The 12,392-nt window shown below is 50.0% G+C and carries 12 protein-coding genes; 8 read left to right on the top strand and 4 right to left on the bottom strand.

The genetic code is table 11. The features are described from left to right. Nucleotides 1-10: 10 nt before the first annotated feature. Nucleotides 11-1,480: an NHL domain-containing protein gene (locus ADU23_RS06960; protein WP_053373080.1), complete on the top strand. Its 1,470-nt coding sequence runs from the start codon at nt 11-13 to the stop codon at nt 1,478-1,480. Nucleotides 1,481-1,516: 36 nt separating this feature from the next. After that, complete coding sequence (locus tag ADU23_RS06955; protein ID WP_053373079.1) at nt 1,517-2,338, top strand: class I SAM-dependent methyltransferase; 822 nt, start codon at nt 1,517-1,519, stop codon at nt 2,336-2,338. A 221-nt stretch (nt 2,339-2,559) separates the two neighbouring features. On the opposite strand, the gene ADU23_RS06950 is transcribed toward ADU23_RS06955, so the two are convergent. Together ADU23_RS06950 and ADU23_RS06945 are read right to left on the bottom strand one after the other, a co-directional pair. Beyond that, complete coding sequence (locus ADU23_RS06950) at nt 2,560-2,763, bottom strand: hypothetical protein (protein WP_053373078.1); 204 nt, start codon at nt 2,761-2,763, stop codon at nt 2,560-2,562. Further along, the gene (locus tag ADU23_RS06945) at nt 2,763-2,957 is read right to left on the bottom strand and encodes a sporulation protein Cse60 (RefSeq protein WP_053373077.1); all 195 of its coding nucleotides are present in this window, start codon (nt 2,955-2,957) and stop codon (nt 2,763-2,765) included. The genes ADU23_RS06950 and ADU23_RS06945 overlap by 1 nt, the downstream gene beginning before the upstream one ends. A 446-nt stretch (nt 2,958-3,403) precedes the next feature. Between ADU23_RS06945 and ADU23_RS06935 the strand changes: the two genes are divergently transcribed. After that, nucleotides 3,404-4,792: an asparaginase gene (locus tag ADU23_RS06935; RefSeq protein WP_082311028.1), complete on the top strand. Its 1,389-nt coding sequence runs from the start codon at nt 3,404-3,406 to the stop codon at nt 4,790-4,792. 20 nt (nt 4,793-4,812) lie between these two features. Then, nucleotides 4,813-7,014 (top strand): asparaginase domain-containing protein, encoded by a 2,202-nt coding sequence (locus ADU23_RS06930; RefSeq protein ID WP_053373075.1) that lies wholly within the window; start codon nt 4,813-4,815, stop codon nt 7,012-7,014. Nucleotides 7,015-7,087: 73 nt separating this feature from the next. Here the strand turns inward: ADU23_RS06930 and ADU23_RS06925 are convergent, their stop codons facing one another. Together ADU23_RS06925 and ADU23_RS06920 are read right to left on the bottom strand one after the other, a co-directional pair. Continuing rightward, on the bottom strand, nt 7,088-8,917 hold the full coding sequence (locus tag ADU23_RS06925) for an alpha/beta fold hydrolase (RefSeq protein ID WP_053373074.1): 1,830 nt from the start codon (nt 8,915-8,917) through the stop codon (nt 7,088-7,090). Between the two features lie 61 nt (nt 8,918-8,978). Further along, nucleotides 8,979-9,560, bottom strand: a complete 582-nt coding sequence (locus ADU23_RS06920) for a TetR/AcrR family transcriptional regulator (RefSeq protein ID WP_053373073.1) — start codon at nt 9,558-9,560, stop codon at nt 8,979-8,981. 147 nt (nt 9,561-9,707) lie between these two features. Between ADU23_RS06920 and ADU23_RS06915 the strand changes: the two genes are divergently transcribed. From ADU23_RS06915 to ADU23_RS06905, 4 genes are all read left to right on the top strand, one after another. Next, the gene (locus tag ADU23_RS06915; RefSeq protein ID WP_053373072.1) at nt 9,708-10,346 is read left to right on the top strand and encodes a TetR/AcrR family transcriptional regulator; all 639 of its coding nucleotides are present in this window, start codon (nt 9,708-9,710) and stop codon (nt 10,344-10,346) included. Between the two features lie 184 nt (nt 10,347-10,530). Continuing rightward, a complete protein-coding gene (locus ADU23_RS06910) occupies nt 10,531-11,307 on the top strand; it encodes an ABC transporter ATP-binding protein (RefSeq protein WP_053373071.1) in 777 nt (258 codons plus the stop codon). Beyond that, the gene (locus tag ADU23_RS33135) at nt 11,294-11,443 is read left to right on the top strand and encodes a hypothetical protein (protein ID WP_176707794.1); all 150 of its coding nucleotides are present in this window, start codon (nt 11,294-11,296) and stop codon (nt 11,441-11,443) included. Before ADU23_RS06910 ends, ADU23_RS33135 begins: the two co-directional genes overlap by 14 nt. Beyond that, on the top strand, nt 11,379-12,377 hold the full coding sequence (locus ADU23_RS06905; RefSeq protein WP_231637582.1) for an aliphatic sulfonate ABC transporter substrate-binding protein: 999 nt from the start codon (nt 11,379-11,381) through the stop codon (nt 12,375-12,377). Before ADU23_RS33135 ends, ADU23_RS06905 begins: the two co-directional genes overlap by 65 nt. The last annotated feature ends 15 nt before the right edge of the window (nt 12,378-12,392 follow it).

The following is a 12,392-nucleotide window of genomic DNA, read 5'->3' as shown; positions in this document are numbered from 1 at the left end:
GAGCAATAAAGTGAGAAAAACATTTCGATTACTTGCAGCGGGAGCTGCGATTGTGACCGCATTGGTTGCCGTTCATGCAACGGCATATGCGGCAGTTGAAGGGAATGTGTCCATAACCGAGAGTGCAGGGGCCATAAAGGTTGAAAAAGCGATCGAGAAGATCATTCAGCCCTCCGGGCTTGCAACAACGCTTGATGGCGGTTTTGTTGTCGTGGGCTCAGGCAGCAATCAAATTAGCAAGTGGCAAAATGGCAAGCTGTCGCCTGTAACGACTCAGACTGCAGCGGGATATTTTGACGGGACGACGGCGAATTCCGCCTTTAATCAGCCCAACGACGCGGCAGTGAACAGCAAAGATGTCATCTATGTGAGCGATACAGAGAACCATGTTGTTCGCAAAATCGTAAACGACCGCGTGTACACGGCTGCCGGTAACGGCAAAGCGGGCAGCAAAAACGGAAAGTTCGGAGAGGCGCAGTTTAACGCTCCGACGGGTCTGGCGATAGACAGCAAAGACAATGTGTATGTAGCGGACTCGCTTAATCACGTTATTCGCATTATTTCGCCAGAGGGTGTGACCGCTACTTTTGCAGGCAATGTCAACGAAAAGGGCGGCTATAAGGACGGAAGCGCAGCTGAAGCGCTGTTTAACGAGCCGATGGGCCTTGTTTTTGACGAGAAGGGCGGCTTATACGTAGCGGACAGCGGCAATCATCTCATTCGCTATATTTATGAGGGGAAAGTAACTACCGTGGCGGGCAAATCGACTGCCGTCGATTCGCTTACCGGGTACATGACTGGCGGTTATGCAAATGGCCCAAGCAGCGAAGCGCGTTTTAACCGCCCACGGGGACTTGCTTATGCAGAAGGCGTTTTGTTTGTCGCAGACAGCCTGAATAACCGGATTCGCGCCGTGCAGGCTGATCGGAAGGTGGTTTCAATTGCAGGCCAGAGCGCCCCGGGCGATAAGGTTGGAGCAGTCGATGCCGCGCAATTTAATCAGCCCTCCTCTTTGCTCTATGCGGCAGGCAAGCTTTATGTTGCCGATACTTTGAACAATAGCGTAAAGGTGCTTGCGGTTGATCCAAAGGCGCTTAAGCCCGTTCATACAAAAGAGGAACTGATTGCTGGCGCCGAGCTGCTTCCGGCAAGCAAGGACGTTCAGGTCTGGCTGGAGGGCAAGCAGGTAAAGTTCTCAGCCTCGCAGAAGCCCTACAAGAACGGAGATAAAACGTATTTGCCGGTCAGAGCCTTGTTTCAGGCATGGGGAGCCGAGCTGAAATGGCATGCTGCTGCAAAGGAATTGAGCCTTGCCAAACAGGAGTGGAAGCTTTCGCTCAAAGCTAACGCGAAGCGTACGGTCGTTATCGAAAAAGGCATTATGTACGTAGAAGTATCCTATTTAGAAGACGCGGCGTCATTCTTGATTGCGCAGGACAGCGAATACAATGCTATTATTATTAGTAGCGGGCAGCAATAAGCTCAGCTCCTTGATATTAGGAACGGAGGCTGTGATATGACTTTAGGAAGCCATTCTCAAAACAACGTAGATCGTTTCTCCGGATTCGAAAATGATTATGACCAGCATCGCCCGAAGGCGCCTGCAGCAATTGTTGATATTTTAACGAGCTATTTGGGCCGAAAACCAGGCATTGTTGCTGATGTCGGCTGCGGTACGGGCTTGTCCTCCTTTGTGTGGAACGGGCATGCCGAACAGATTATTGGCTTTGAGCCAAATGATGATATGCGGGGCAAGGCGATTTCTCACTTGCCTGAGCCGGCAGACGGCGGGCATATTTCCTTTGTCAAAGGTTACTCGGATAGGCTCGCCTTGGAAGCGGAAAGCGTTGATGTCGTAACGTGCTCGCAATCGTTTCACTGGATGGAGCCTGTTAGCACGCTTCGTGAATTCGCGCGCGTTCTTAAGCCGGAGGGCGTGTTTGCAGCCTATGACTGCGATTGGCCGCCGACGCTGCATTGGTCCGTTGAGGCGGAATATAAGCGGCTGATCGACCGAACGGAGGAAATTATCGCAAGGAACATACCTGAGAAGGACCGTGCAAGCAAACGGGACAAGGAGCAGCATTTAACGCAAATTAGAAACAGCGGCTTGTTCCGCTTCGCGAAAGAGATTGTGTTTCATAATATGGAACGATGCCATGCAGAACGTTATGTTGGTTTGGCGCTTAGCCAAGGCGGTGTACAGGCTGTGTTTAAGCTGGGCTCGACAGAGCTGGTTAAGCCGATAGAAGCGTTTCGCAGCAGCGTGGAGAATTATTTTGCAGACAGGGAACTAGAGGTCATGTTCAGTTACAGGATGAGGCTGGGCGTGAAATAAAAATATTTTTACTTTTGGCAGACAACTCAAAGAAGCAAGTCGCTGACGCCGTAATTAGGCAAAGGCTGCTTGCTTCTTTCTTTTTGTTAATGGAATGGGATGAGGAGGACTACGGCTTGGTGAATATTCCGCTCTTTAACCTATGCAATCGATCGTTAGTAAAGTCGTTCATGGCCAACCTCCGTACGATATATGTGATAACGGTTGCAAGACAGCTGCTTCTACTGCTTGACGAACAGATAAACGGTATACCCGATAGCCGCGGCTATTAAACCGATTGTTGCCGTGTAAGAGAGGATGTGGAAGAAAACCTCCCATTTATCTCTTTTTGTGCCTCGAATGTCCTTTGCCTCATTCCCCTTTTTCTCCGTTGGCGGCAGATTGTCTTGACGGGGTTTAATGATGGGATCACCCGCTTTCTTCATTACTTTTCTTTATTTTGCTTATAAACGACCAAGATGGTGCTGCGCTGATAGGTATTGCCGGATGTAGCCGTCTTGATCATGGAGCCGTAACAAATGTTGATAATCTGGTCGTCATTTAGTTCCGCCAAAAACTCGTTTGCTCTTTTTTCAGCAAATACGGTATCCGTATCGATAAACTCTTTAACCTGTATCATGCTTATTTCACCCCCTTACCAAATAGACAGATAGGCACCCCGCGAAAGTCGCGAAATGCCTTCTGACGTCCACCATAGCATTGAGTTATGCAGGTGTCAACTTGGCCGGGCAAATGGCGAGTACCATGACAATATTCCTGAGCAGCACCCCATTAATGAAGCGGATTTTAGCCGCGATGAGGCCGTGCCGAGCTCCTATCTAATTCTCAGCCTATCCCTCATTTACCATCTATCACAAAAGCAGCTTCCAAACGAAAATGATGTAAATATAGTTAACATATGTATACTTTATAATAGTAAGAAACTAAACCAAAAAAGAAGCTATAACGAGCATGTGACGAATGAATACGCTTTATTCGCGATTTTTCGGCTTGTTAACTTATATAACATAAAATAGACTGTTGAATTAGATAGAGAGAAATATATAACATTGGAGGAGAATTAATATGACACAAATGGTAAAGAGTGAGTTGGCGAAAAAGGTTCTTATTCCTCTATTAGTACTATCGCTGCTAGCAGCAATGGTTGGGGTGCTGACAAGAATGGACTTTGTTCGAGCGGAAGAAGCGCCACAGCTTCCAAAATTTGATATACCAGCTCTTTCATCCGAACACAAGGCATCAAGCCTTCCTAATGTTATCGTTGTTGCAACCGGGGGCACGCTTGCGGGCAAAGCGAGAAATGATGATCCGACAAACTTCCAAAACTATGCGGCTGGCACTTATTTGATGGCTGATCTAGTCGCGCAGCTTCCTAAAAAAGATAAAATAGCCGATGTATCCACTTTCCAATTCGGAAATAAAGGATCAGGCGGCTACAGCATTAAAGAGCTATACGATCTCTCGCTGGCTGTTGATGCTGCGCTTGAGATTTATGACAGTGCTGTCGTAACGACAGGTACGGATACGATGGAGGAAATTGCTTACTTCCTGGATTTGACGGTCCGCAGCGAGAAGCCGGTCGTTGTAACTGGCGCAATGAGACCTTGGGATGTAATCGGCACGGACGGTCCTGCCAATCTTTATCAAGCGATTAAAGTAGCTGGCAGCGGCAAAACAAAATGGTTTGGCACAGTTGTAATGCTAAACGATGTGATTTATGCGGCTCGTGAGGTTACAAAAACGAACGCACACCGCAACGATACGTTTGATGCTCCTATGTTTGGCGCACTTGGTTATGTAGATGATCCTGCCGTTCGTATTTACCGTGCTCCTGCAAGAGCGAGCAAAGCGGGCACGGACAAATGGGCATCGCCATTTGATCTTAAAACGATCTCCAAGGACAGCCTTCCAATCGTAGAAATTATTTATGGCTACCAAGAGGCGGGCGGCGGAAGCATTCGCGGATTGGTAGAGGACGGGGCAAAAGGAATCGTCACGGCAGGCACGGGTGCAGGCGGAATTTCGTCCAAGCAAAGCACCGCTCGCGCGGCAGCCATTAAAGATAAAGGCGTAGTGTTCGTCTCGACGACAAGAACAGGCTCCGGCTCTATCTATGATAGCGGCAGCGGCAACGTCATTGGCGGCGATAATCTGAATGCGGCGCATGCTCGCATGATGCTGTTGCTTTCACTCGCTTTTACAAACGATGTAAGCACGATCAGAGGCTGGTTTACAACCTTCGGTACACAGGACGTTGAAATTTCGGTGGATGAAAATACAGTGTTGAAAACTTCTGTTGAAGAGCCGCTGGTTGAGCCAGTTGTGCCGGAGCCTGTTGTTACCCCAGCTCCAACCCCTGAGGCTGGATTGCCGACTGCTACAGTTGAACCAACCGTTGCACCAACAGAGACTGTGCCGACAGCAACGCCTGAAACAGCACCGGTGACGCCATAATTTAGGGGAGGAGTACGGTTATGACCATAAGAAGCCATCCAAAAACAGCGAAGAAAATATTTATTCCTCTCCTCATAGCGGCTCTTCTTGGCACGATCCTGACTGGCTATGCCAGCTCGGTTCGTGCCGAGACGGCAGCTCCGCAGCTGCCGACCTTTAACATTCCGGCTTTGTCTGAGGAGCATAAGGCATCACCTCTGCCAAATGTCATCGTAGTGGCGACAGGCGGGACGCTTGCGGGCAAAGCAAGGGACAATGATCCGACCAATTTTCAAAATTACGCAGCAGGCACATATCTGATGTCAGATCTAGTGGCGCAGCTGCCAAGAAAAGATAAAATCGCCGACGTTTCGACGTTCCAATTCGGCAACAAAGGATCAGGCGGCTACTCCATGAAGGAGCTCTACGATCTATCTCTTGCGGTAGACGCGGCGCTTGAAGTTTATGATAGTGCTGTCGTGACTACGGGAACCGATACGATGGAGGAAATTGCTTATTTCCTAGATCTGACGGTGCAAAGCGAGAAGCCGGTAGTCGTGACAGGGGCGATGAGGCCTTGGGATGTAATTGGAACAGATGGCCCGGCAAACCTTTATCAAGCGATTAAAGTAGCGGGCAGCGGCAAGACCAAATGGTACGGCACGGTCGTTATGCTAAATGATGTGATTCACGCAGCGCGCGAGGTGACGAAATCCAACTCGCATCGGATGGATACGTTTGAAACGCCGATGTTTGGGGCGCTTGGCTACGTGGATGATCCGGCCGTACGCATTTACCGCCTTAACGCAAGAGCGCTGAAGGCCGGTCAGGCTGACTGGAAAACGCCATTTAACTTGAAGCTTATTTCGAAGGATAATCTTCCGATCGTGGAGATTGCCTACAGCTATCAGGAAGCCGGCGGCGGAGCGATTCGTGCATTAGTTGAGGACGGCGCGAAGGGAATTGTTACGGCTGGCACTGGAGCGGCGGGCATTTCATCGAAAATGAGCGCGGCACGAACAGCAGCCATTCGGGACCATGGCGTCACGTTTGTCTCAACTACAAGAACGGGTTCGGGTACGATTACGGGCAGCAGCAACGGCATTATTGCCGGAGATAATTTAAATCCGCAGCATGCTCGTATTATGCTTATGCTGTCGCTTGCTTTCTCTAGTGATTTTAATACGGTGAAGGGTTGGTTTGAGACGGTAGGCACGCAGGATATTGCGGTAGATGTGCCGGAAGCGACTACTCCTCCAGTAGGCGGGGAAAGCGGCTCGGGCGGCTCGGGCGGTAATGTGCCAGGCAAAGGCGAGGTTGCGATCGGTGCTGGAAGCGCAGGTACGCTAGGCTTGGATGATAGCGTCACCGTTTCCGTGCCGGCAGGAGCGACGAAGGAGCAAATGCTGCTTTCCATTGAAAAGCTGACGGGTACGGGCGGTATTGTGGAATCAACGAGCCGGCTGGTATCGCCGATTTTTGAAATACTCAAAAATATTTCTGCTAATTTCTTAGTTCCGGTCACGTTAACCTTCAAATTTGATACGAGTCTGATCAAGGAGGGCAATACAGCCTCCGTATTCTATTACGATGAGACGAAGAAGCAATGGATTGAGATGGGCGGGTCGATTAGCGGTAACCTCATTACTGTAAAATCCGATCACTTCACGAAGTTTGCTGTATTCGCCGTAGATAAGAAGGATGAAGCGGCGTCCTTTACGGACATTTCCGGACACTGGGCAGAAGCAGCCATTAAAGAGGCGGTTGCATCCGGCATTGTGAAGGGTTATGTCGACGGCACATTCAAACCGAACAACACGGTAACGCGTGCAGAGTTCTCTGTCATGTTGATGGGAGCGCTCAAAGCGGAGGGTGCTGGTGCGGCGCTTGCCTTTACAGACAATGACAAAATCGCGGCGTGGGCAAAGGATGCTGTTGCACAAGCGGTCAAAGCAAAGGTCATCAGCGGTTATCCAGACGGGACCTTCCGTCCAAGCGCCAACATTTTGCGAATGGAAATGGTATCAATGATCGCAAGCGGCGCTGGGCTGACGCTGGACCCTAATGCCACAACGAGCTTCGCCGATAATGGCGACATTCCGGCATGGGCGAAAGGTGCTGTCAAAGCAGTCAGCGACAAGGGCATTATTCAAGGCAGAACGGGCAATCTATTCGCGCCAAAGGCTACCGCTTCGAGAGCGGATGCTATAACGGTTATTATGAATATGCTCAAGAATAAGTAATGAACTTAAAATAAGGGCGGTTCCGAGAGGTCTGATTAGACCTCGGTGAGCCGCCTTTTTTCTATTTTCTCAACTAGATTCCCGATTGGAGCAATAGCTTGGCGGTTTCGGCTGGATGAGAGACCGGGAAGTGATGTCCATAAGGCAGTAGCGTTGTTTGTATGCCGGAATAGGCTTCGGGAATCGTGTAGACGGGCTCTTTGGTGCCCCAAATTATGTTTGTTTGGCGAGTGTTCCAGCTCTCGGGCTGCAAACGGAAGTGCTCTGCTCTGGTTAAAGCAGCCTGCGTATCTGCTAAGGTGGCTCTCACGCGCGGGGAGCTAAGCTCCTCTCGCGCAAATCGGATATAGCTATCTGGTATTTCATTTGGATGCTCAAAGCAGCCGCGTGCTAAAAGCTCCTTTCGCAGCCTATTCTCCGTAACATGCGGCAAAAGCAAACGATTTGCCATGCTGCTCTTGTACCGCGAATTAGCCGGATGAAGTACGGGCTGAAGCAGGCGGACGGCGCCAATATGATGCGATGGCATACGCTCCATTACTTTGGCTGCGAGCAATGCGCCATAGGAATGGCCGATTAAGGTAACGGGCTCCTGCTGTGAAGCGATTGCCTCCATAATCGCTTGGACATGCCCCTCGATTACGCTAGCGCTATGATGATAGGGCGATCGTCCGAAGCCGGGCAGATCGGCGACCCAAACTTGGCGGCCTTTCAGCTCGGCGGCAAGCGGCAGCAAGCAATCGGCCCCGCTAAACGTGCCAGGCAGCAAAAGAATGGGATGACCGCTGCCAGCATTCTCCAGCGTTGCCAGCGGGCCGCGCCTATTGCGCTCAAAGTCCGGACGACCGTTCAGTCCGTGCGATAGGCGATAGTCCAGATCAGCGATCACATGCGGTAGAATCGAGTGATTCACGGATGCGTAAAGAGCATGCTTTTGCTGAATATGTCTCGTGGATTGGAGAGGAAATGGCTTGCTCGCAATAAAGCTGAGCGACTGCCCGGGAATGCCTAGCTTGCTGCCGATGCGTGTGCCCAGCAGCTTTCCTAATAACGAAAGCGAAATCGAACCGATCGGAGCCGGAACGCGGAGCTCCTTATTGATGAGTCTTATGAGCTCGGTCATATTCGGGCTGGCATTTTGTTCATCGAGCAGGTAGTAGGTATCGCTCGTTGGCTGCTGCTCGCTTACGAGCGCGGCAATAAATGCGGCGGTATGGTCAACGTGGACAAGCGGAAGCCAGTGCTTCGGCCCGCCGGGCACTGTGCCCATCAGCTTCCGTCTAGCGGAGGCGATCAGAATGCCAAGCCCGCCGGTTTGCTCGGTATTTCCTGTAACGGAATCGCCGATGATGACGCTTGGGTTAACGACGGAAAGGGAGTAGCCGCTTCGCTTTGCTTGCTGGCGGATATGGAGATCGGCTGTGATCTTCATTCGCTCGTAAGGAGACTCATGCTCTAGCAGCTTCAAAATGGCGGCTTGCTCGTTTATATTTTGCTCCGTAACAGGGCTCTTGAAGCCAACGACATGAATAAAATGGCGGAGCTGGCCGCTCTTATGCAAGTGGTCGGCTAATAGGGTTAAATGCTCGGCGGCATCTAGAAATACTTGCTTCGCTTGCTGCTTATTCAGCAGGATATCCATTGGCCCTCCGGCATGAATTATTACGTCGGCAGTAAGCAGAAGCTCGCGGTCGCTTGGAGAGAGGCCAAGTGCCTGCTGGGTCAAATCACCGTTAATAGCGGATAGGGAAGGGGGCATGTCTCCATCTGTCTGCTTGAAAATGGCGTTAAACCGCGACTGTGACCGAACCAGCGCTGTGATGCGGTGACCTTCGGCTGCCAGCCGTCTCACCATATGTGAACCGATAAAACCGGTACCTCCCGTGATGAATACATGTGCCATGTTAGCATCCTCCTCCATTATTTAATGTTAGTACTAAACAGTACTAGTGTACTCAAAAAAATTACTTTAGCACGGCGGCTAAAGCATAAAGCGAATGCTGCAATATTGCTGGGTCACGGTTGGCATGCTGTAGGAACAATCCGCCTTCAATGGTGGATAGGATTAAAGCGGCCGTCTGCTTCGGCTCCAGCTTGCTGTTTATTTCTTTGCTGGCGATGCCTTGGCTAATAAGCTGTTCGAGAACGAGCAGCTGCCTGCCAAAAAACAGGCTGATCTGCTCTCGAATAGCGACGGCTTCCTTCGGTGTCTGTGTATATAGCGTCAGGAAAGGGCAGCCTCCAAGGCAGTCAATGTCCTGCTCGATAAGTACCTGCATCGCTCTCATTAACCGGTCCGTGACGGGCAGCTCCGTTTGGCTTGCAATGTAAGTAATGAGCTGCTCGTATTGGTCGGTCATCTTCTCGATGATGGCGGACAACAGCTCCTCCTTGCTTTTGAAATAATAATAAATATTCGTCTTGGATACTTTGCTTTCGGCAACAATATCATCCATGCTGGTAACGAGGTAGCCTTTGCTCAAAAATAGGCTCGCGGCGGTTTGCAGTGCAACCTCGCGATTGGAAATTTTCGTTTTTGGTGTCATGATTAGCACTATACAGTACTAATAATAAAGCTGTCAATGGGCGGCGGACATTCAAAAAAATAATAGAATGGATTGATAATCCTTCAGTATAATGGCAGGATAATAGGCAATGCCGGGCATAAAAGAATCACGAGAGGAGATAATCGAATGTCGCCGAGAAATGTGGAAAAGGATCGAATGATGCGCGAGAAGCGAGTTCAGCACATTTTGGACTGTGCGCTAAAGGTTATGGCTATTAACGGCTTTCAGCTTACCTCGATTCAGGATATCGCAAGCGAAGCGAATATGAGCGTTGGCAGCGTGTATCACTATTTTGAATCCAAGGAAGAGATTTTTAGCGAGGTATTGCGGTCAGGGCAGACGAATTACGGCAAATATGTTTCTGAGGTAGCGGCGATGGATATAGATCCGGTAGCGAAGCTGCGAACGATTATGTCCTCGTGGCTGTCCATTCGCACCAATTGGGCATTTACGATTTTGATGAATACGGCAAGGCTCTCCCAAGCAACTCCCCCTGATATCAAAAAAGCGATCACGGACCGGTTTACGGCTAACTTGAATCCGGTAGCTGCCATTATGCGGGACGGCATGGAGCGGGGAGTAATCGTTAAAGAGGACCCTCTTCAGCTTGCGTTTTATTTTGTCAGTCTCATACAAGGGTTGACGCTGCAGCGGCCGCCTGATTACGAGGTACAAATCGAGATGAATGTCGATGCGATGATCGGCCTCTTTAAGGTTAAGGACACAGGAAAAAGCGTATCGAAAAAAAAGATTGACAAAGCGTAACCCGTGCCGCAAAATAAGCAACATAACAAACCGAATGAATATTCAGTTTGTAACAACATTAAACCAAATCGACCAGACAGCTGGAGATTTAACGTTCGTATCGCTACGCGTTAAGTCTTTTTATTTTGCTTACAATACCAAGTAAATAGGTGCGAATAATAATGTATGATAGGGGGGTAACGGCATGTCGGCAAAAATGCTCGTCGTGGAAGAGCTTAATAAGACGTTTGCTACGCCTTCGGGCGATGTTATCGCATTAAACCGAATCGGGCTTCAGGCAAAGCAAGGGGAGTTCATTACGATAATCGGCCCAAGCGGCTGCGGCAAAAGCACATTGCTCAAAATCGTCGCCGGACTCGACACGCGTTATGAAGGGACGGTGCTGCTGAACGGCAAGCCGATTGACGGGCCGAGTATCGAGAAGGGATTTATTTTTCAGGAGCCGCGCTTGTTCCCTTGGTTAACGGTGGAGAAAAACATTGCGGCTAACCTGTCGCTTCGCAAGGCTGAGGTTCGGGCGAGGGTGGATGAGCTAATCGAGCTGGTTCGGTTAAAAGGGTTCGAGCAAGCATATCCGCGTGAGCTATCCGGCGGAATGGCGCAGCGCGTCGCTATTGCCAGAGCGTTGTTGCGAAGCCCCGATATTTTGCTGCTCGACGAGCCGTTTGGCGCGCTGGACGCTTTTACAAGGTCGCATATGCAGGAGGTGCTGCTCGATATTTGGCAGAAAAACCGGACGACGATGCTGTTCGTCACGCATGATTTGGATGAGGCGGTATTTTTGGGCGAGCGTGTCGTTATTATGAATCCGCGCCCTGGACATATCCGAAATATTTTAACGATCGATCTTCCGTATCCGCGCAAGAGAACGGGGCAGTCCTTCCAAGAGCTTCGTCACAAGGTGTTAAGCGAGTTTGAGAAGGTTGAAGAGCCGGAGCTGGATGAGGGTGCAGGTATTTAAGACGGGCATTATTTTAGAGAAATCGAACAAGGGTCACATCGGACAAAAGGGAGAGATTACGAATGAAGCAATTGAGATGGCTAACGGCCGCAATCATAGTATTGGCGGTATTTATAAGCGGATGCGCGGCTGCTAACACGGAAAAATCGGAGAAGGGCGGCAATGGAGCCAATAAATACGAAGGACTGAAGGTAACGATCGGCTATCAGGGCAGCGGCGGCTTGTTCGGCAAGGCGATTGAAGAGAAATGGTTCGAGGAGGAGTTTGATAAGCTTGGCGTCAAAGTGGAGTTTGCCGAATTTCAAAGCGGGCCTCCCATGACAGAAGCGATGGCTTCTAATCGGCTTGATTTTGCCGGACTTGGCAATATGCCCATCATCGCGGCACAAGCGGCAGACATTAAATTTACGGTCATCTCGCAAGCGCTCGAAGGAAAGAACAACGTTGCAATCATCGTCCCGAAAAATAGCGACATTCAATCGATAGCGGATTTGAAAGGGAAGAAGGTATCCGTAGCAAAGGGAAGCAATGCCTACAACTTCTTATTCCGCGGCATTGAGGGAGCAGGGCTGAAGGCATCGGATTTGGAAATCATTCAGCTTCAGCCAGACGAGGCTCAGCCGGCATTCGAATCGGGCAAGATCGATGCGTGGGCAACTTGGGACCCGAACATAACGCTTAATACGCTTCAAGACAAAGCTAGAGTGCTTGCGGACGGCGAGCAGCTAGGGGTATTGTCCCCATCGTTCTACATTGCAAGAAAGCAATTCGCCGATGATTATCCGGAACTGGTCACCTTGTATTTGAAGGTGCTGGATAAAGCGCTGAAGTGGGAAAATGACAATAAAGACGAGGCGCTGGAGCGTTATGCCGCAGAGCGCAACGTGCCGGCAGCACTCATAGAGGCGATCTTTACTCGCTCCAAATCGATCAGCATCCCCGTCACGGATGAAATCATTGCCGAGCAGCAGAAGACGGCGGATTTCCAATTCGAAATCAAATCGATTCGCAAAAAAATTAACGTATCCGAAGTGTTCGATAACCGCTTTATAGAAGAGGCAAGGAAGTAAGCCTTCCGAAATGAT

The organism is Paenibacillus sp. FJAT-27812 (genome assembly GCF_001273905.1).
Taxonomy (GTDB): Bacteria; Bacillota; Bacilli; order Paenibacillales; family Paenibacillaceae; genus Pristimantibacillus.
Note: the sequence above shows the minus strand (reverse complement) of the source record. Positions and strands in the feature narration are given on the sequence as shown.